Origin of the sequence: Marinobacter sediminum (genome assembly GCF_016820575.1) — a bacterium.
Lineage (GTDB): Bacteria > Pseudomonadota > Gammaproteobacteria > Pseudomonadales > Oleiphilaceae > Marinobacter > Marinobacter sediminum.
In genome coordinates this window covers 1116704-1135907 of the sequence record NZ_JAEMQH010000001.1, presented here as the reverse complement: position 1 = coordinate 1135907, position 19204 = coordinate 1116704, and the positions used below count along the sequence as shown (strand labels likewise).

The 19204-nt window shown below is 59.6% G+C and carries 24 protein-coding genes and 1 other RNA gene; 17 read left to right on the top strand and 8 right to left on the bottom strand.

Annotated elements, in window-relative coordinates; all coding sequences use genetic code 11:
* The first annotated feature begins 22 nt into the window (after positions 1 to 22).
* From ubiE to FGO67_RS04985, 9 genes are all read left to right on the top strand, one after another.
* Positions 23 to 814, top strand: a complete 792-nt coding sequence (ubiE, locus tag FGO67_RS05025) for a bifunctional demethylmenaquinone methyltransferase/2-methoxy-6-polyprenyl-1,4-benzoquinol methylase UbiE (RefSeq protein ID WP_138438697.1) — start codon at positions 23 to 25, stop codon at positions 812 to 814.
* Positions 814 to 1455, top strand: coding sequence for a ubiquinone biosynthesis accessory factor UbiJ (locus tag FGO67_RS05020; protein WP_203299589.1), 642 nt, complete (start codon positions 814 to 816; stop codon positions 1453 to 1455). The genes ubiE and FGO67_RS05020 overlap by 1 nt, the downstream gene beginning before the upstream one ends.
* Positions 1452 to 3095 carry a ubiquinone biosynthesis regulatory protein kinase UbiB gene (ubiB, locus tag FGO67_RS05015; RefSeq protein WP_203299588.1) on the top strand — a complete coding sequence of 548 codons (1644 nt, stop codon included), beginning with the start codon at positions 1452 to 1454 and terminating at the stop codon, positions 3093 to 3095. Before FGO67_RS05020 ends, ubiB begins: the two co-directional genes overlap by 4 nt.
* Before the next feature lie 41 nt (positions 3096 to 3136).
* The gene (gene hisI / locus FGO67_RS05010; RefSeq protein ID WP_203299587.1) at positions 3137 to 3553 is read left to right on the top strand and encodes a phosphoribosyl-AMP cyclohydrolase; all 417 of its coding nucleotides are present in this window, start codon (positions 3137 to 3139) and stop codon (positions 3551 to 3553) included.
* Positions 3554 to 3565: 12 nt separating this feature from the next.
* On the top strand, positions 3566 to 3895 hold the full coding sequence (locus FGO67_RS05005; RefSeq protein WP_203299586.1) for a phosphoribosyl-ATP diphosphatase: 330 nt from the start codon (positions 3566 to 3568) through the stop codon (positions 3893 to 3895).
* Between the two features lie 89 nt (positions 3896 to 3984).
* Positions 3985 to 4221, top strand: coding sequence for a Sec-independent protein translocase subunit TatA (gene tatA / locus FGO67_RS05000; RefSeq protein ID WP_203299585.1), 237 nt, complete (start codon positions 3985 to 3987; stop codon positions 4219 to 4221).
* An 11-nt stretch (positions 4222 to 4232) separates the two neighbouring features.
* The gene (gene tatB / locus FGO67_RS04995) at positions 4233 to 4712 is read left to right on the top strand and encodes a Sec-independent protein translocase protein TatB (RefSeq protein WP_203299584.1); all 480 of its coding nucleotides are present in this window, start codon (positions 4233 to 4235) and stop codon (positions 4710 to 4712) included.
* Positions 4709 to 5488, top strand: coding sequence for a twin-arginine translocase subunit TatC (gene tatC / locus FGO67_RS04990; RefSeq protein ID WP_203299583.1), 780 nt, complete (start codon positions 4709 to 4711; stop codon positions 5486 to 5488). The genes tatB and tatC overlap by 4 nt, the downstream gene beginning before the upstream one ends.
* A complete protein-coding gene (locus tag FGO67_RS04985) occupies positions 5485 to 6204 on the top strand; it encodes a 16S rRNA (uracil(1498)-N(3))-methyltransferase (protein WP_203299582.1) in 720 nt (239 codons plus the stop codon). The genes tatC and FGO67_RS04985 overlap by 4 nt, the downstream gene beginning before the upstream one ends.
* Position 6205: 1 nt before the next feature.
* Here the strand turns inward: FGO67_RS04985 and FGO67_RS04980 are convergent, their stop codons facing one another.
* The 5 genes from FGO67_RS04980 to FGO67_RS04960 are packed head-to-tail and all read right to left on the bottom strand — an operon-like array spanning position 6206 to position 11605.
* Positions 6206 to 7120 (bottom strand): DUF808 domain-containing protein, encoded by a 915-nt coding sequence (locus FGO67_RS04980; protein ID WP_203299581.1) that lies wholly within the window; start codon positions 7118 to 7120, stop codon positions 6206 to 6208.
* A 38-nt stretch (positions 7121 to 7158) separates the two neighbouring features.
* Positions 7159 to 8382, bottom strand: coding sequence for an FAD-dependent monooxygenase (locus FGO67_RS04975; RefSeq protein WP_203299580.1), 1224 nt, complete (start codon positions 8380 to 8382; stop codon positions 7159 to 7161).
* A complete protein-coding gene (ubiH, locus tag FGO67_RS04970) occupies positions 8375 to 9655 on the bottom strand; it encodes a 2-octaprenyl-6-methoxyphenyl hydroxylase (protein ID WP_203299579.1) in 1281 nt (426 codons plus the stop codon). The genes FGO67_RS04975 and ubiH overlap by 8 nt, the downstream gene beginning before the upstream one ends.
* A 4-nt stretch (positions 9656 to 9659) precedes the next feature.
* Positions 9660 to 10979, bottom strand: coding sequence for a Xaa-Pro aminopeptidase (gene pepP / locus FGO67_RS04965; protein WP_203299578.1), 1320 nt, complete (start codon positions 10977 to 10979; stop codon positions 9660 to 9662).
* Positions 10980 to 11005: 26 nt separating this feature from the next.
* Complete coding sequence (locus FGO67_RS04960; RefSeq protein ID WP_203299577.1) at positions 11006 to 11605, bottom strand: UPF0149 family protein; 600 nt, start codon at positions 11603 to 11605, stop codon at positions 11006 to 11008.
* 137 nt (positions 11606 to 11742) lie between these two features.
* Here FGO67_RS04960 and FGO67_RS04955 point away from each other — a divergent pair, with 137 nt between their 5' ends.
* Positions 11743 to 12318: a ZrgA family zinc uptake protein gene (locus tag FGO67_RS04955; RefSeq protein ID WP_203299576.1), complete on the top strand. Its 576-nt coding sequence runs from the start codon at positions 11743 to 11745 to the stop codon at positions 12316 to 12318.
* Positions 12319 to 12320: 2 nt separating this feature from the next.
* On the opposite strand, the gene FGO67_RS04950 is transcribed toward FGO67_RS04955, so the two are convergent.
* On the bottom strand, positions 12321 to 12821 hold the full coding sequence (locus FGO67_RS04950) for a DUF3299 domain-containing protein (RefSeq protein ID WP_203299575.1): 501 nt from the start codon (positions 12819 to 12821) through the stop codon (positions 12321 to 12323).
* 126 nt (positions 12822 to 12947) lie between these two features.
* Between FGO67_RS04950 and FGO67_RS04945 the strand changes: the two genes are divergently transcribed.
* The 6 genes from FGO67_RS04945 to FGO67_RS04920 all read left to right on the top strand — a co-directional run bounded on the left by FGO67_RS04945 (position 12948) and on the right by FGO67_RS04920 (position 16450).
* The gene (locus FGO67_RS04945; protein ID WP_238942171.1) at positions 12948 to 13664 is read left to right on the top strand and encodes an ABC transporter ATP-binding protein; all 717 of its coding nucleotides are present in this window, start codon (positions 12948 to 12950) and stop codon (positions 13662 to 13664) included.
* Positions 13661 to 14935 (top strand): ABC transporter permease, encoded by a 1275-nt coding sequence (locus FGO67_RS04940; protein ID WP_203299574.1) that lies wholly within the window; start codon positions 13661 to 13663, stop codon positions 14933 to 14935. Before FGO67_RS04945 ends, FGO67_RS04940 begins: the two co-directional genes overlap by 4 nt.
* 102 nt (positions 14936 to 15037) lie before the next feature.
* Positions 15038 to 15244 (top strand): TIGR02449 family protein, encoded by a 207-nt coding sequence (locus tag FGO67_RS04935; RefSeq protein ID WP_203299969.1) that lies wholly within the window; start codon positions 15038 to 15040, stop codon positions 15242 to 15244.
* Positions 15244 to 15540 carry a cell division protein ZapA gene (locus tag FGO67_RS04930; RefSeq protein ID WP_203299573.1) on the top strand — a complete coding sequence of 99 codons (297 nt, stop codon included), beginning with the start codon at positions 15244 to 15246 and terminating at the stop codon, positions 15538 to 15540. Before FGO67_RS04935 ends, FGO67_RS04930 begins: the two co-directional genes overlap by 1 nt.
* A 76-nt stretch (positions 15541 to 15616) precedes the next feature.
* Positions 15617 to 15798: non-coding RNA, 6S RNA (gene ssrS, locus FGO67_RS04925), on the top strand.
* Positions 15799 to 15802: 4 nt separating this feature from the next.
* The gene (locus FGO67_RS04920) at positions 15803 to 16450 is read left to right on the top strand and encodes a 5-formyltetrahydrofolate cyclo-ligase (protein ID WP_203299572.1); all 648 of its coding nucleotides are present in this window, start codon (positions 15803 to 15805) and stop codon (positions 16448 to 16450) included.
* Here FGO67_RS04920 and FGO67_RS04915 read toward each other — a convergent pair.
* Together FGO67_RS04915 and ilvA are read right to left on the bottom strand one after the other, a co-directional pair.
* Complete coding sequence (locus FGO67_RS04915; protein WP_203299995.1) at positions 16420 to 16584, bottom strand: hypothetical protein; 165 nt, start codon at positions 16582 to 16584, stop codon at positions 16420 to 16422. The genes FGO67_RS04920 and FGO67_RS04915 overlap by 31 nt on opposite strands.
* Before the next feature lie 271 nt (positions 16585 to 16855).
* Complete coding sequence (ilvA, locus tag FGO67_RS04910; RefSeq protein ID WP_203299571.1) at positions 16856 to 18391, bottom strand: threonine ammonia-lyase, biosynthetic; 1536 nt, start codon at positions 18389 to 18391, stop codon at positions 16856 to 16858.
* A gap of 133 nt (positions 18392 to 18524) precedes the next feature.
* Here ilvA and rpiA point away from each other — a divergent pair, with 133 nt between their 5' ends.
* A complete protein-coding gene (gene rpiA, locus FGO67_RS04905; RefSeq protein WP_203299570.1) occupies positions 18525 to 19199 on the top strand; it encodes a ribose-5-phosphate isomerase RpiA in 675 nt (224 codons plus the stop codon).
* Positions 19200 to 19204: the final 5 nt, after the last annotated feature.

The window sequence follows — 19204 nt, the reverse complement described above, 5'->3', positions numbered from 1 at the left end:
AGATTCAGACAGGATTTCTCTCATGAGCGAGCAGCAAACGCCGGCCAATCAGGCCCAGAACAGCCAGGGCCAGGATGACGTCACCCATTTCGGTTTTCGGGATGTACCCAAGAGCCAGAAAGCGAGCCAGGTGGCTGACGTATTCCACAGCGTAGCTGGCAAATACGACCTCATGAACGACCTGATGTCCATGGGTATTCACCGCCTGTGGAAACGCTTCACCATCGAGCTATCGGGCGTTCGTCCCGGCCACCAGGTGCTCGACATTGCCGGCGGCACCGGCGATCTCACCATGAAGTTCTCCGATCTGGTCGGCCCCTCTGGCAAGGTGGTGCTAGCTGACATCAACGCGTCCATGCTGAAAGTCGGCCGCGGCCGGCTGGTGGATCGCGGCTACGCGGGCAACATCGAGTATGTCCAGGCCGACGCCGAACACTTGCCGTTTCCGGACAACAGCTTCAACGCTGTGTCGATTGCCTTTGGCCTGCGCAACGTCACCGATAAGGATCAGGCCCTGCGCGACATGACCCGGGCCCTCAAACCCGGCGGCAAGCTGATGATCCTTGAATTCTCCAAGCCCACTAACCCACTGCTGAGCAAGGCCTACGACACCTACTCGTTTACCGCCCTGCCGCTGATGGGCCAGCTGATTGCCGGCGACAGCGAAAGTTACAAGTACCTGGCGGAATCCATCCGCATGCATCCTGACCAGGACACCTTGAAGGGCATGATGGAAAACGCCGGCCTGGTAGGCTGCAAGTACTACAACATGACCGGCGGCATTGTTGCCCTGCACGTGGGAATCAAGCCCTGATGTTTCCCGGGCCGACCCTGCTCGCTGCGGTCACCGCCATTATCGAAGGCGCGCTGAACCAGGCCCTGGAACTTGATCCGGCAGGCCGCCAGGCACTGTTGACCGCATTGAACGCACCGGTCCGGGTAACCATTACCGCGCCACTGCCGCTGGCCTATACACTGCACACCACCGGTAGCCGGGTTCAGGTCAGCAGTCAGCCACCGGAAACACCGGGACTGGAAATTCAGGGCAAGCCCATAGCCCTGGCGGCGCTGGCACTCGGTGATGATCGTGTTTTCGGCGATGGCCGGTTGCAGGTGGAAGGTGATACTGCGCTGGCGCACCAGCTGCAACGCGCCCTGGACCAGCTCAACCCGGACTGGGAGGCGGCCATAGCCCGCCATATCGGCGATGTGCCCGCGCATTTCCTGGGCCAACGGGTGCGCGGGGCGGTGAAATGGAGTCGCAACGCCTTTCAGGCGCTGAACGCTAACATCGAGGAATACGTGCACGAGGAAAGCCGTGCCCTCCCCGGCCGGCGCGAACTGGAAGCCACGTTTGCGGACATCGACGAACTCAGCCTTCGCACTGAGCGCCTTGCCGCGCGCATCGACCAAATGAGCAAATGCGCGCCCACTGACAAACCGGAGACCCCGTGACCCGCCTGCAACGTCTGATCCGAATCGCCTGGGTGTTCTGCCGGTACCGGCTGGATACGTTTTTGCCCCTGGCGGAGTTGCCGGCACCACTGAAGGTGTTTTTCCTGCTGGCACCCTGGCACCTGTTCCCCAAGCCCAAGCTGGACCGGGGCGACCGGCTGCGGCTCGCGTTGGAGGAACTGGGACCGGTGTTCGTGAAATTCGGCCAGATCCTGTCGACCCGGCGCGACTTGCTGCCAGACGACATGGCCGAGTCCCTGAAGAACCTGCAAGACCGGGTGCCTCCCTTCCCCAGCGACGTCGCCCGCACCATCATCGAAACCTCGCTTGGGGCCCCGGTGGCAGAACTGTTTCAGGACTTCACGCCGGATCCGATTGCCTCGGCATCGGTAGCCCAGGTGCATGGCGCCACCCTGCCCAATGGCCAAAAAGTTGTGGTCAAGGTTTTGCGCCCGGGTATCGAACGGGTTATTCGCCAGGATCTGGCCCTGATGTACCTGATGGCTGGGCTACTGGAGAAATACTGGTCTGAAGGCCGGCGCCTGCACCCGGTAGAGGTGGTCGAAGACTACGACTCCACCATCCACGACGAGCTGGATCTGCAGCGCGAGGCCGCCAATGCCAGCCAGCTGCGCCGCAATTTCGAGAACTCCTCACTGATTTACATTCCCTTTATCGACTGGGACTACACCCGCAAGTCGGTACTGGTGATGGAGCGCATCCACGGCATCCCCATCGCCGACGTTCCGGCCCTGAACGCCGCCGGCGTGAACATGAAGGTGCTGGCCGAAAAAGGCGTGGAGATTTTCTTTACCCAGGTTTTCCGGGACAGTTTCTTCCACGCCGACATGCATCCGGGCAACATCTTTGTGGACGTGAGCAACCCCTCCGATCCGAAGTACATTGCCATCGATTTCGGCATTGTTGGCACCCTGGCCCCGGACGACCAGAGTTATCTGGCGCGCAACCTGCTGGCGTTTTTCCGCCGGGACTACCGCCAGGTCGCCGAATTGCACGTCCAGTCCGGCTGGGTGCCACCGGATACTCGGGTCAACGAATTTGAAGCTGCCATCCGCACCGTGTGCGAACCCATTTTCGAGAAGCCACTGAAGGACATTTCCTTTGGTCACTTCCTGCTGCGCCTCTTCCAAACTGCACGCCGCTTCAATATGGAAGTGCAGCCCCAGCTGGTTCTTCTGCAGAAAACCCTGCTGAACGTGGAGGGCTTGGGACGTCAGCTTTACCCCGAACTGGACCTGTGGAGCACCGCGCAACCGTACCTTGAAAGCTGGATGCGCCGCCGGATAGGCCCGTCGGGACTGATCAAGTCACTGCAAACGCACCTGCCATCCTGGCTGGAGCAGTCCCCCGAGATGCCACAACTGGTGCACGATGCCCTGCTGCAGCTGCGTCAGTCCGGCCCCACCGAACAACAGAATCAGGCTACACTGGAGCTGCTTCAGGAGCAGCAAAGGCGCTCGGAACGCCGCTGGCGACGCGGCCTGACTGCCGTTATGCTGATCGCCGTGGCGGTGCTGGGCACCCAACCAGAGGCCCAGGCCTGGGTCGCCGATGTGCCGATCTGGAGCTGGGTACTGCTGGCCGGCGCAGGCGGCCTGGTGCTGCGCGGCAGCCGCTAACCGATCATGTATTCAGCATCGAGAATTCAGGATTCACAAAAATGAAAGATTCCCCCGATAATGTCGACAACCCTGACTGGCTGGATGCCATCCGCTGGACCGCCGACGGTCTGGTGCCTGCCATCGCCCAGGATGCCGCCACTGGCGATATTCTGATGATGGCCTGGATGAACCGGGAATCACTGCGACTGACCGCCCTGGAAGGCCAGGCCGTGTATTGGTCCCGCTCCCGCGGCAAACTCTGGCGTAAGGGCGAGAGCTCTGGCCACCAACAGGTCATCAAGGATATCCGCCTGGATTGCGATGAAGACGTTATCGTGCTGAAGGTGGAACAGAAAGGCGGCATCGCCTGCCACACCGGCCGGCGCAGCTGTTTCTACCGTACCCTGGAAGACGGTCAGTGGGTCAGCGTTGATCCGGTGATCAAGGACCCCGACGCCATCTACGGCAGCAAATAAGGAGTACCGACCGTGAGTGATGTATTGCAACAACTGGCGCAGGTACTGGAAGCGCGCAAACAGGCCGATCCGGACACATCCTACGTGGCCAGCCTACATGCCAAGGGCCTGAACAAGATTCTGGAAAAAGTCGGTGAGGAATGCACCGAGACCCTGCTGGCCGCGAAGGACGCGGAGCACTCGGGCGACACCTCAAATGTGGTGTACGAAACCGCCGACCTGTGGTTTCACAGCATGGTTATGTTGTCTCGGCTGGGCCTTGGTCCGGGGGAAATCCTCGATGAACTGGCCCGACGCTTTGATTTGTCCGGGCTGGAAGAAAAGGCTTCCCGAGACCAATAGCGGATTACAAACTGCTCGGAAGGTTACCGTCAATCCGGTTTGTTAACGTACACTACGGTGTAGCAACAATTTAAAACGAGGATCCCACCATGGGTATCAGTATCTGGCAGCTTCTTATTGTACTCGGCATCGTGATTCTGTTGTTTGGAACCAAGAAACTGCGCAACATCGGCACCGACTTGGGTGGTGCCATCCGTGGCTTCAAGAAGTCCATGAACGACGAAGACAACAAGGCTGCCGACCAGGACTCCCTGGAAAAGGATACCGACGCGAAGGGCCAGCCGGTTAATACCGAAGAAAAGCCACGGGACAAGTCCCACAGCTGAGACCAGGCTGAATGTTCGATATTGGCTTTCTTGAGCTGCTGATCTGCGGCGTTATTGCTCTGTTGGTGCTCGGCCCCGAGCGCCTGCCCACTGCTGCCCGGGCTGCCGGGCGGTGGATTGGTGGTGCCCGGCGGATGGTGAGTCAGTTTACCTCGGAGCTGGACCGCCAGCTGAAAGCCGAAGAATTGCGGGAAGAGCTGCGTAAAGCCGGTGATGTCGGGCTCGAAGACGTCCAGAAATCCGTGCGTGGTGCGCTCGACGATGCCAGGCGTTACGAACACATGATCATGCCGCACAGTGACCAACAGAGCCCACGCCCGGCTCCGGCAACCCGTCGCGTGGCCGCGCAATCGCCGGAAAATGGCGATGAGCAGACCCCATCGGCCGAGTCCCCCCCGGCACCTGAACACGAACCCACCACTGGCGCCGAGCCTGAGGGCAATGATCAGCCCCGCTCGGGGCATGCTGCTCCATCGGATGACCGTTCATGACTTCACAGCCAGACGGCAAACCAGCTTCCCCAGAACACCCAGAAATGCCTCTGATCGAGCATTTGCTGGAGCTGCGTAACCGGCTGCTGAAGATGGTGTTGGCGGTGGTCGTTTGCTTCGCCGCTATTTACCCGTTTGCCAACGAACTGTATCTGTGGCTGTCTGAACCGATCCGGTCACTGTTACCAGTCGGGCAGACCATGATTGCCACCGACGTGACTTCCCCGTTTTTTGCACCCCTGAAGCTGGCACTGGTATTGGCGGTCTTTGCCGCCATTCCCATCATCCTGTACCAGCTCTGGAGTTTCGTCGCGCCGGGCCTTTACGCCCACGAGAAACGGCTGGCCTTTCCCCTGCTGTTCACCTCGGTGCTGCTGTTCTACGCCGGTGCTGCCTTCGCCTACTACGTGGTGTTTCCGCTGGTGTTTGGCTTTTTTACCGCCATCGGGCCGGAGGGCATCGTCGAGCTGCCGGACATCAGCAGCTACCTGAACTTTGTCCTGAAAATGTTCTTTGCCTTTGGCGTCGCCTTTGAAATCCCCATCGCCACCGTGCTGCTGATTCTCACTGGTGCGACCACACCGGCCGACCTGGCCGCCAAACGCCCCTACGTGGTGGTGGCCTGCTTCATCATTGGTATGATGCTGACCCCGCCGGACATCATTTCCCAGACCTTGCTGGCCGTTCCCATGTGGATCCTGTTTGAGGTAGGCATCATCTTTGGTCGCCTGGCGAAGCGGGAAACCGTCGAGACCGACGAGCCCGCTGGCGAATGAATCTGGCACTACTGTTTGATGAGGATTTCACCGCGGGAGACCGGGTTACACTGACCGGACGCCGGCTGCAGCACCTGCATTCGGTGATCCGGGTTGAAACCGGTGACTGGATTCCGGTCGGTCGAGTCAACGGCGACATTGGCACCGGAAAGGTGCTCCGTCTGACCGAAACCGAAGCCGAATTGCGGGTATCGTTTGATCAGGCACCACCACCCGCCCTGCCATTGACCCTGGTGCTCGCCATGCCCCGCCCCAAGATGTTTCGCCGGGTGCTGCAAACGTGCGCAACGCTGGGGGTGAAGGACATCTGGCTGATCAACAGCTACAAGGTGGAGAAAAGCTTCTGGCAAACGCCGTGGCTGTCCGATGACAACCTGCGCGAGAACCTGACGCTGGGGCTAGAACAGGCCCGGGATACGGTGATGCCCCAGGTCCACATTCGCAAGCTGTTCAAACCGTTCGTGGAAGATGAGCTGCCCGCCCTGTTGGCTGGCAAGCGCGCCCTGGTAGCCCATCCGGGGACGGATCAGCCATGCCCTACCCATATGGACCAGCCTGCCGCCCTGTGCGTTGGGCCTGAAGGCGGCTTTACCCCTTACGAGGTGGGCAAACTCGAGGAAGCCGGCTGTGACCCAGTGCACCTGGGGCCACGCATTCTGCGGGTAGAGACGGCCGTGCCGGTCCTGGTCAGCCGCCTGTTCGATGCCTGTGGTTAATTCAGGCCGAGCGCGCCGCCCAGAGCTTCTGTAGCGGGGTAATCGCCGCCACCAGTATGGCACCGGCAATCAGCCCAAACACACCGTTAGCCAAAGTGGGCACAATGACCTCGGGCACACCGCCAAGGCCTTGAGCAAAGTGCTGAATGGCCTCGTACACCGGCGGCAAGCCGTGAGTCAGAATGCCGCCGCCAACCAGGAACATGGCAATGGTGCCGACGATCGAGAGGGTCTTCATCATGTACGGCGCTAGCCAGAGAATCCCCCGCCCCACTTTCTGCACGGCCTCGTTGTCCTGCTGACTGAGGTAGAGCCCGCCGTCGTCAAGCTTCACGATGCCAGCGACCAGGCCGTAAACCACGACCGTGATCATAATCGCCACCACCGTCAGCACCAGAAACTGCATGCCCATACTTTCGCCGGCCACTGTACCCAGGGTAATCGCAATGATTTCGGCCGACAGGATGAAATCGGTTCGAATGGCGCCTTTGATCTTGTTCCGCTCCAACTTCTTCATGTCCACGGCCGGATTTTTCAGCGCCTCGCGCAATTCTTTCTTATGGGCTTCGGCCTCCTGCCGATGCAAGAACTTGTGCGCCAGCTTCTCAAAGCCTTCAAAACACAGGAATGCGCCGCCGAGCATTAACAACGGGACGACCAACCAAGGCACGAAATAGCTGATGGCCAGCGCGGCCGGCACCAGGATTGCCTTGTTCAGCATCGAGCCTTTGGCCACCGCCCACACCACCGGCAGCTCACGGGCCGGTTTCACACCCGTCACCTGCTGGGCGTTGAGCGCGAGATCGTCCCCCAACACACCCGCGGTTTTCTTGGTGGCGGTTTTGGTCATCAGAGAGACATCGTCCAGGATGGTGGCGATGTCATCGAGAAGGGCGAGAAGGCTGCTTCCTGCCATGGTTGGATATCCTTAACGGGTGATTGGAAAAACAAGTGTCAGCGAGTCAGGCCCATCGCTTCGGCGGCCAGCCGGTGCTTGATAGGGCCAAGACCGTCGAGCCAGCGCATGCCGGTATTTCTCAACCATCTCAGCGGTAGCTCATCACGGGAAAACAACTGCTTGAAGCCTTCCATGGCCGCCATCATGGCCAGGTTTTCAGCCTTTCGGCGACGCTGATACCGCGCCAGCACCAGCTCCTCCGCCGGACTGAGGCCCGCTCCTTGGGCCCGGGACAACTCGTCCAGCAGGGCCCGCACATCGGCGAAACCGAGGTTGGCACCCTGGCCCGCCAGCGGGTGAATGGTGTGGGCCGCATCGCCCACCAGGGCGAATCCGGTCGCGATGTAATCTTTGGCATGACGCTGGCGCAGCGGGAAGGCGTAACGGCGCGAAACGGCCTGCACCGCCCCCAGCTCCCGCTCAATGGCGAGTTCCAGCTCTGCTGCAAAGCCAGCATCATCCAGCGCCATCAGTCGTCTGGCCTCGCCAGTATCCTGGGACCAGACGATGGAACAGAAATGCTCGTCGCCCGATTCCGGCCGCAAGGGCAGAAACGCCAGCGGACCGGTGGGCGAGAATCGCTGCCAGGCGGTAAAGCGGTGACTCTGGGCGGTGCGCACGGTGCAGACGATGGCCTGCTGATCGTGATCCCATTCCCGTACCGGTAACCCGACCCACTGACGCAACCGGGAGTTGGCGCCGTCGGCCGCCACCACCAACCGGGCGCCCAATCGCTGGCCATCCGCCAGTTCGATGCCACGCTGGTTGCCGTCCTGCCACCAACCGGTCACCTTCACGCCATCAATCAACTCTACGCTGCTGTCTTCCAGGGCCTGGAACAGCGCCCGCACCAGGCCACGGTTCTCGACAATCGTGCCCAGATCCCGGGCCTGCAGATCGGCGGCATCGAAATGGATACGGCCGGTACCATCGCCATCCCACACGGTCATTTTCTGGTAGGGGCAATGGCGCCCCGCTACCACGGCCGGCCAGACTCCCAGGCTCTCCAGCAACTGCTGACTGGCCCGGGAAATGGCACTGACCCGAGGCTCAAACTCGGCCACGCCGCCGGCGGGCTCCGGTTGTTGCAGCAGCATCGCCCGTTCACTACCCTCGACCAATCCCACCTTCCAGCCCTGTCGGGCCAGGCCAAGGGCGAGGGCCGATCCGGTCATGCCGGCACCGACCACCAGGATGTCAAAGGCACGGAATTCAGTCATGGCTTGCGGGCTCCCCGGTGCCGGTCTTCGGTTTGTGTATAACTGCCCGGCGACCGCCCAGGCCCATGGCCTTGCGCGCAAACCAGCGTTTCGCCCCGGGCACCAGGTCGAGCCCCACCAGTCCGGCATCGCGAGCCACAGCCAGCGGTGTCAGGGAGGGACCAAACAGACGAATCAAAGAGTCGGAGAACTGGGCAGTCTGCTGCCAGTCCTGCCGGTGTAGTTGTTGGTAGCGGCTCAGAACCTGCAGATCCCCAAGAGACTGACCCTGCTCCACTGCCAGTCGGAATTGCTCCACCAGCGTCATCAAGCCTCGCAGTGCCAGGTTGAAGCCTTGCCCGGCCACCGGGTGCAGGGCGTGGGCGGCATTACCGACCAGAGCCACTCCGGGCCGCACCGGCTCATCCACGGTGGACAGTTTTAGCGGGTAATGGCTGCATTCACCAATGCGGGCGAACCGACCCAGACGCCAGCCAAAGCGCTCCTGCAGCCGTCGACATTTGTCGGCGTCGGGCAGTGCAAGCACCTCTTCCAGCATCTCATCGGTCAAAGTCCAGACCAGCGCCGACTGCTGACCAGCCCTGTTTGCCGCGCCATGGGGCAGCAGCGCCATCGGCCCGGCATCGGTAAAGCGTTCAAAGGCGCTGAACTGATGGCTTTCGCTGGTGGATACGTTGGCAATGAGAGCGTTCTGGCCGTAACTGCGGTGGCGCACCTGAAACCCGAGTCGCTCCCGCAAACCGGACCGGCCACCATCCGCGACCACCAGGCACTGGGCAGTCATACGGTGGCTGTCGTCAGCGGTTTTCAGGGCAACGTCTACGCCACCGGCAATCGGCGTCATGTCGACCACTTCCGTGTGCGCTTGCCACTGCACCTCGGTATCGAGCAGCTCGCGCATCAGGCAGAGCCCCATCCAGCGGTTGTCCGCCACGTAGCCCAGGGCATCCTGCTGATGTTCGTCGGCATTCAGGCGAGTGGCACCAAAACGACCCCGGTCCGACACGTGGATGTGCCGAATCGGCGTGGCGTGTTCAGACAACCGGCGCCACAGCCCGAGCTCCTCGAAGATCAGCCGTGAGCCCCACGCAAGGGCGGTGGAGCGGGCATCATAGCTCGGCTGGTAGTCTTCCGGCAGCGCCTCGGCCGACAGCGGAAAGGCTTCGACCACCGTCACCCTCAGGCTGGGCACCGCGCGGGCCAACGCCAGGGCCAGGGTTGCCCCGGCCAGGCCGCCGCCGGCAATGATCAGATCCGTGTCGAATTGGCTCACAGGCTCAGTCCGCCATCAGGGCTTCAATGTCAGGGATGGTCTTGGGCACGCCGTCGGTCAGTACCCGACAGCCTTCTTTGGTGACCACCACATCGTCCTCAATCCGAATGCCGATACCGCGCCATTTTTCATCAACGCTGGTGTTGTCCGGTGCAATGTACAGCCCCGGCTCCACCGTCAATGCCATGCCCGGCTCCAGCAAACGCCAGGCATCACCGACCTTGTAGTCACCCACATCGTGCACATCAAGCCCGAGCCAGTGTCCGGTGCGATGCATGAAAAAGGGTTTGTAGGCCTCCGCCGCAATGGCGTCGTCTAGGGTTCCTGACAACAGGCCGAGATCAATCAGCCCCTGGGTCAGCACCCGCAGGGCGGCCTCGTGGGGGTGATTCCAGTGGTTACCCGGACGCACCGCATCAATCGCCGCGTACTGGGCAGACAACACCACCTCGTACAGCGCGCGCTGTTCCGGGCTGAAGGTGCCGCTGACCGGGAAGGTGCGGGTAATGTCAGAAGCGTAGCAGTCGTACTCGCAGCCGGCATCGATCAACACCAGATCGCCGTCGTTCAGCGGTGCACTGTTTTCGATGTAGTGCAGGATGCAGCCATTGGCGCCGCCACCGACGATGGACGGGTAGGCCGTGGAGCGGGCGCCGTGATCCATGAAGGTGTGGATCAGCTCGGCTTCCAGGTTGTACTCATTGCCGCCCCGGCGTGCACGCTTCATGGCGCGACAGTGCGCTTCCGCACTGATTTCGGCAGCCTTGGCCATTACCTTGATTTCGTTGACACTCTTGAACAGTCGCAGATCGTGCAGGAAATGCTCCAGAGACACGAATTCGCCCGGCGGATGAGCCCCGGTACGGACCTTGCTGCGAATGGTCTTGACCCACTCCATCACCTTGCCGTCAAAATGCTGGTCTTTGCCCAGCGGGTAGTAGACCCGGCTGCGACCTTCAATCATGCCCGGCAATATGTCGTCGATGTCGGAAATCGGGAACGCATCGTCCAGACCATAGCGCTCGATAGCCCCTTCTGGGCCTACCAGGAAGCCATCCCACAGCTCTTTCTCGGGATTACGCTCCTTGCAGAACAGCACCGACTCGCCATGCTCCCGGCCCGGAATCAAGGCCAGTACGGCCTCGGGCTCGCCAAAGCCAGTAAGGTACTGAAAATCACTGTCCTGGCGGAACGGGTGCAGCACGTCGCGATTGCGCACTCGCTCCGGGGCTGCCGGGATGATCGCAATGCTCTCAGGGGCCATGCGCTCCATCAGCTTGCGACGGCGTTCGGCAAATTCCTTAACGGGTATCATGGACGGCATAAACTCTCCCGCAATGGTTGACCTGCTCAGTGCAGGGTCGGCGATGGCGAAGCCGGCCGCTCGGGCGCATTGAATTCGGTAAAGACCGCCAGCGCCCCCAGCCGGATGTATTCGGTGATTTCCAGCAACTGTTGTTCACTTTCGTCGCTGCCTTCTTCGTCATCCGCGAGCTGACTGATCGCGACCATGTCTTCGATCAGTTCGCGAATTTCATCTGGTGCCTGCCCGAGGGCTTCACCGGCAGACAGAGCCATGCCCTCAAGAAAACCACGGACCCAGGCCACCAGAGCCTCCAGACGCTGCTCGATAGCGTAATCATCGTCCGGCAGCAAAGGATGGAAACTCATGTCGGTCGATTTCAAGTGCGACAGCGTCTGGTCATACGCCTTATTCATGAATGGCGCCAGATCTTCAGAGTCATCGGCCGCGTTTTCGGGCAACCCCATGTGCTCACACACCATGTTCAGCCATTCCGGCTCTTCAATACGAGAGCCGGCCGCCAGCCGACCACAGAGCACACCGTGCAGCTCAGACGGATGACTGAACGCCTTGTGAGCGGTAAATACGTTGGCCCAGCGCTCGAATTCAGCGGCGCGGGCAGCACCGGAGGTGTCGGTTTCGGACATGAACCGTGCCATTCCTGTGTTGTTGAATGAAGTCTCTATCCTAGCATTCAGGCGCATCCAAGACACTTTTCCATTGCCAATCCCGGCGCAACTGAGCAAAATGTTATAACATATCAATTCAGACACAGGACGACGCCATGCCCTCCACCTCAACCCGGATACTGCCATTGCCGGTGCTACTGCTCAGCGCCCTGACCGCATCCGCCGAAAATCTGACTGCCCATCAGCACGGTCAAGCAGAACTGCAACTGGCTATGGCCGGCCAATCTGTTGAACTGATGGCAATGTCACCCGCCCATAATTTGCTGGGATTCGAGCACGAACCGCGCACGAAAGCGGAACACGAAGCGGTTGAAGCAGCCCTTGCGTGGCTGACTGAAACCCCGCTTATCAACACCCTGAGCGGATCCTGCGGCATTCAGACCAGCGAGGTTCACTACGCCTACGCCGGCGACGATGGCCATGACGCTCACCATGGGGAGCATGAACACCAGGAACACGAACACCATAACAGTGGCGAAATTAGCCACAACGACATTGAAGTTTTCCAGACCCTGAATTGCCCGGACCTGGCATCTGGCAGCCAGCTGGTCACATCCCTGGGCGAACAGTTCCCGGCCATCGAACACCTCGACATCGAATGGGCCGGCCCAAAGGGTCAAGGCGCCCTGCGCCTGGAGCCAGGCATCACGGAGTTTAGCCTCAAGCCCTGAGCTTACTGCTCATAAGGCTCCACGGACTCAGCGACGATCGAGTAGGATGAGGTACCCAGATCATTCTCGGTGCGCTCGATGACCAGCGTTCCTTCAATCCAGACCGGGTCGTACAGGGCTTCCAGCTTGAAGCCCTCGTGATACTTTACGTGGATGATCTGATTCGGCGGTGGTGGCGGCACGTGAATGCAGGCGCCATAGTAAGGCACCAGAAAAAACTCGAGAATTTCCATATCCTGGGTGGTCTTCAGAGGCACGACGAAGCCCGGAATGCGAGCATCGACATTGGACATCTCCGGCACAACGCGACCGGTCATGATCTCGTCCGGTAACAGTGCAGGACCTTCGCCCTCATGCTCTACTTCTGGCATATTTTCCAGCAGGGCCAGATCCTCAGCCGGCATCAGCTCCAACCAGTCCAGCTCCCGGGGCTCGGCGTGAACGGAGAGAGACTGCCCCAGGACGACAAGCAAAGCAGCGCACAAGAAACCGCGGCTGAGCATTTGAGAGAGTGTCCTGCAAACGGATGGGCAGAAAGTGAATCGGGAAAGACAAAACATCAGAACGTGATCTCCAGGAAACGGGGCACGGAATTTTGGCAATCATACACCGGACACCTGACGAGCTACATGGCCAATACGACGACATCAAGCGATCTGAGCGAACAACACCCCATCCGGGCGATGGCAACCGCCGATCTCAGCTATCGATGGAGCCCTGAACAACCGCCCCTGACCTTTCCAGACTTGAGTCTGCCCCTGGGCCAACACCTGTTTCTTCGGGGCGCCAGTGGCAGCGGCAAGAGCACACTGCTCAGCCTGTTGTCTGGCATGCTCACGCCCCACACCGGCACCGTGCGCATTCTGGGCAGCCAGCTGGACCGACTTGGTGCCGGCCAGAGGGATCGATTCAGAGCCAATCACATTGGCGTGATTTTCCAGCAGTTCAACCTTGTCCCCTACCTCACCGCTGAAGCCAATGTCACCCTGCCATGCCGCCTGTCGGCGCAACGCCGGGAGGCCACGGACCCTGAGCCGATCCATGAAGCCCACAGACTGTTAACTGCTCTGGCCATTCCCCAGGACTGCTGGCACCGAAAAGTGACCCAACTAAGCATCGGCCAGCAACAGCGTATCGCCGCCGCCCGGGCACTGATCGGAGGCCCGAGCCTGATTCTTGCGGACGAGCCAACCTCAGCCCTGGACAGCGACAACCGGGACCGGTTTCTGGATCTTCTGCTGACGCTGGCCGAAGCCCGCAATACCTCGGTGGTGTTTGTCAGTCACGACCGCGCCCTGGCCCAACACTTTGACCACCAGGTGGAACTGGAGGGAGCTGCATCATGAGCACTCGCCTGGCACTTTCTCTGGCGGGCGCCAGCTTGTGGCACCGCCGCCGGGTACTGGCACTGGTCTGCCTGACCCTCACCCTCAGCGTAACGCTGTTATTGGGCATCCAGTACCTCCGTACTGAAGTGAAAGAATCGTTCACCAGCACTGTTAGCGACACCGACCTCATCATCGGCGCCCGCAGCGGGCAGCTGAATCTGCTGCTGTACACGGTTTTCCACTTGGGAGATCCCACCAACAACATTCGCTGGTCCACTTTTCAGGAACTGGAAGCGGACGAGCGAATTGATTGGTTGATCCCCATTTCACTTGGGGACAGCTACCGGGGCTCCCGGGTCATCGGTACCAACGACAACTTCCTTGAACGGTTCCAGTACGGGCGCGGCCGGTCGTTGCAGCTTGCGCAGGGTCGCTGGTTTGACGGTGTGTTCGATGTAGTCCTGGGCGCCAATGTAGCCGACAAATTCAACCATGGCGTGGGCGACAGCATCGTACTATCCCACGGTGGTGGCCGAACCAGCTTTTCCAATCATGACGACACCCCCTTCCACGTCACTGGCATTCTGGAGAGCACCGGAACCCCTGTAGACCAGGCGGTTTACATCAGTCTTTCCGGCATGGAAGCCATGCACGTAGGCTGGGAATCCGGGGTGGCCATTCCCGGCCGAACCCTGACCCCGGAAGCGGCGGAGCAGCGCGACTTTACCCCTAGCGCAATAACGGCCGCCTTTGCCGGACTCGAGCGCAAGATCCTGACCTTTCAGGTTCAACGCGAGCTCAATCAGAATACCAGTGAACCTCTATCGGCTATTCTGCCCGGAGTAGCTCTGAGCGAGTTGTGGAGACTCATGCGTCAATTTGAGCGGGCCTTAATCGGCATTACTGGCTTTGTGGTGGTTATCAGCCTGCTGGGACTGGCGGCCGTGCTGCTGACACTGCAGGCTCAACGCTCCCATGAAATTGCGGTGCTGCGGGCGATTGGCGCATCACCCGGCCTGGTCGGCCTGCTCTACGTGATCGAGGCCGTCGCCCTGGCCCTTGTCGCTTGTATCCTGGCGCTGCTGATCGGAGCGGTGGCGGTCATGGCTCTGGCACCCTGGCTTCAGGCCAGCTATGGCCTGCAGATCCAGATTCGCCCACTGAGTGGAGTGGAATGGGGCCTGTTGGCTTCAGTGCCCGTGGCCGCACTGCTGGTGGCCCTGATCCCGGCTATCCGGACGTGGTGGCAGAGCCGCTCGCTGGGGTTGGGTGAGGTGGCGGAACCGTGACCGGCGTCAACACCGGGGAGTAATGACATCCCTGTAAATTGACCGACTTAGCGTCCGCACTTATAGTTAGCTGTAATGAAAACAACCAATGCTGAGCACGCGATGGAACAGTCCGAAGTACAGGCATTAGCGGACAAGCTCGATAAACTGATCGAGCGCTGTCAGAAACTGGAGCGGGACAACACCACGCTGCGGGAGCTACAGGATGACTGGAACCGGGAACGGGCCCAGTTGACGCACAAAAATGATCTTGCGAAAAACAAGATCGAAGCCATGATTGGTCGCCTGCGGGCACTGGAGCACCACTAATGTCGAAGCAGTCCACCACCGCTGAGGTAAAGATTCTCGATAAGGAGTATCTGGTTGCCTGCCCTGACGAAGAGCGTGACGCCCTGACCCGCGCAGCCCGTCATCTCGACAGCAAAATGCGGGAAATCCGCGCTAGCGGGAAGGTGTTCGGCACCGAGCGCATTGCGGTCATGGCTGCCCTGAACATCACCCACGAACTGCTTGAGCGAGACACCATGTCTGACGCCACCAGCTCTGTTCTGAAGGCGATGGACAGCAAACTGAACAATGCGCTGGGCGATTCGTCCGGACAGTAACCACTCCGTAAATTTTGGTAAGGGTTTCCGAAACAGGTATTGCAATCGGCCCCGGCAGTACCCGTATAATGAGTTCAACTTCCTGGGCTGTGCGGGATATTCGGATACGTCCTCGAGCCGATGCGCATTACCCAGGTGGCTACTTCAGGGCATTGTGAGCACGTCCCCGTCAGGGGAAAGCCTAATATGTCACAGCGGCCACCGACCTTGAACTTTGGGTTCAAGGGCCACATCCGATAACGGCAGCCCGGGAAGCTTTATTTTGAGCCAGTTTATCGACCCCCAACCGTTCGATACCCAGCCAGATACCCGATCCCGCACTGACCTGCGTAAGCATCTACGCCAGCAACGGCGAGCGCTTCCGTACGAAGAACAACAGCAGGCCGCAGAACAACTCGCGCTGAATCTACTGACTCACTCTGACCTACACCGGGCACGCCATATTGCCATCTACCTGCCCAACGACGGTGAGATCGACCCCCGACTGTACATGGATCTTGCTGAACGCAAAGGTGTTCGCTTTTATCTGCCGGTTTTGCACCCCATCCACACTGGCACACTGGTTTTCAGCCCCTTCACCGACAGGTCTGAACTGAAAGCCAATCGATTCGGCATACCGGAGCCTGCCTTCAGCAAAGGCCTGAAACGACCTGCCTGGGCCCTGGATGCGGTGCTGTTTCCACTGGTGGGTTTTGACGAGAACGGTGGCCGGCTCGGCATGGGCGGCGGCTTTTACGATCGTACGTTTGCTTTCACGCGAGTGCGGCCGAGGCTGGCGCCCAAGCTCATCGGGCTAGCCCACGATTTTCAGAAAGTGCAGGAGTTACCGGTTGAGCCCTGGGACATACCACTGCATGGCGTGGTGACCGACCAGCGCTGCTACCGATTCCAGCGACTATCGACAGCCTGATTGGCATCCATGGTGGTGCCGGAATATACGCGGGTTGGGGTTTCCGATGCCTGAATGGTCGTAATCCCGGTGATCACAAGGCCGGCAGCGAAAATCAGCACGACGGCTTTGATGATGTCAGGTTTGCCACCCATGGTCTTTTTCCTTTAAATATTATTGCTAAAAGACTGGAAAATCAGCCAACTATTCTTGTTATTAAGAATTAGCCGAAAGACTATCACGCATCTTCATTTTTACAATTTTTGACAGGTTACCATTAGGTAATATTTTGCCCGCCCTGTCCGGGGACGGCCTGTGACCCTGCTCCCGAAACTGTGCGGAGCCAAGGATGGCGGAGCTCAAGCGCCACATGGACGTGCTTGAGCGGGTTTCGGGAGCAGGGTCACAGGGCGGCCGAGCACCGAATCATCGGTGCTTACTGTTCCCTGCCCCGAGAAACAACTGATAAGCCTCGTTATCGGTCATGTCTTCGTACCGGAATCCGACCTTATCGAGCATTTTCTCGAAGTCTTTCACCTCGTCGTCATTCACCTGCGCACCCAGCAACACCCGGCTATAGGCGGCACCGTGATTGCGGTAATGGAACATCGAAATATTCCAACGAGTGCCCAGTGACATCAGGAACTTCAACAAAGCACCTGGGCGCTCCGGAAACTCGAACTGGTACACCCGCTCGTTGGTGATCGCCGGAGCGTGGCCACCCACCATGTGGCGAATGTGCTGCTTGGCCAGATCGCTCTCAGTGAGGTCGATCACGCCATAGCCGGCTTCCCTCAGGTCCTGCACCAGATCCTCTCGGCCATGCCCACCGGCCTGCACCTGGATTCCCACAAAGATGGTAGCTTGAGCGCTGTCGGCGTAGCGGTAATTGAATTCGGTGATGCTGCGCTTGTGCAGGGCATTAATGAACGTCTTGAAGGCGCCGGGTTTCTCGGGAATGGTGACCGCCAGGATAGCTTCGCGCTGCTCACCGATTTCCGTGCGTTCGGAGATATAACGCAAACGATCGAAATTCATGTTGGCGCCACTCAGGGTCGCCACCAGATTCTCGTCCTCGATCTGCTCCCTCTGGATGTACTTCTTCACCCCAGCAACACCCAGAGCTCCGGCCGGCTCGGCAATCGACCGGGTGTCCTCGAACACATCCTTGATGGCTGCGCAGATTTCATCGGTGGAAACAGTGATTACCTCATCCACGTAATCCTTGCAGATCTCCCAGGGGTATTCACCGATCTGTTTGACCGCAACACCATCGGCAAAGATGCCTACCTCGTCCAGAATCACCCGCTCGCCGGCCTTGAGTGCAGCCTGCAGGCAGTTGGAATCCTCGGGCTCCACGCCAATCACCTTGATCTCAGGGCGCAGATATTTGATGTAGGCGGCCATGCCTGCGATCAGACCACCACCGCCGACACAGATGAAGATGGCGTGGATGGGTTTGCTCAACTGCCACATAATTTCCATCGCCACCGTGCCCTGACCGGCGATCACATCGGGATCGTCGTAAGGCGGGATGTAGGTATAGCCGTGCTTTTGGATCAGCTCCTGAGCGTGAGTGGCAGCCTCGTCAAAGGCATCGCCCTTGAGCACCACCCGGGCACCATGGTCGCGCACCGAGCGCACCTTGATCTCCGGCGTGGTCTGGGGCATCACAATCACCGCCTTGATGCCCAGCTTCTTAGCGGCCAACGCCACGCCCTGGGCATGATTGCCCGCCGAGGCACAGATCACGCCCTTGGCCTTCTGCTCCTCTGACAACTGGGCAATCCGGTTGTACGCGCCGCGAATCTTGAAAGAAAACACCGGCTGCAGGTCTTCACGCTTGAGCAGAATGTTGTTACCAAAGCGCTTGGACAAACTGCGGGCTTCAGTCAGCGGTGTTTCGATAGCCACGTCATAGACGCGCGCATCGAGGATCTTCTTGATATAGCGTTGCGGCATGGTGCTTCCGTTCTGGTTGTGTTCTGGGAAAACCCACAGTGTAGAAAGATTGCACGGTAGCCGTCTATAAGCTTGCCACCCTCAGAGGCTATAATGGCGCCAAACTCAATCAGATTTGCACCCGGAGCTCCAGATGACACAGGACGAACTCAAAAAAGCCGTAGCCAAGGCCGCCATCGACTACATTGCGCCGCGACTGAACAGTGACAGTGTCGTGGGCGTCGGCACCGGAAGCACCGCCAACTTTTTTATCGACATGTTGGCGGAACTTAAAACCGACTTTGACGGTGCCGTGGCGAGCTCTGAGGCCACCGCAGAACGCCTGAAACACCATGGCATTCCGGTTTACGACCTCAACAGTACGGGAACACTGGAGTTTTATGTGGATGGTGCCGATGAAACCAACGAGTACCTGGAGCTGATCAAGGGCGGCGGCGCGGCTCTGACCCGGGAAAAGATCGTTGCTGCTGTTGCCGAGACCTTTATCTGCATTGCCGACGAATCCAAGATGGTGGGAGTACTTGGCAGTTTCCCACTGCCGGTGGAAGTCATTCCGATGGCACGCAGCCACGTAGGGCGTGAAATCGTCAAGTTGGGCGGCGACCCGGTCTATCGGGAAGGGGTGGTTACCGACAATGGCAACATCATTATCGACGTGCACAATCTCGACATCTCCCGTCCGATCGACATCGAACAGAAGCTGAACAACATTGTGGGCGTAGTCACCAACGGCCTGTTCGCCCGCCGGCCGGCGGATCTTCTGCTGCTGGGTACAGCTAACGGCGTAACCAGCATTCCACGCAAGTAAATCGG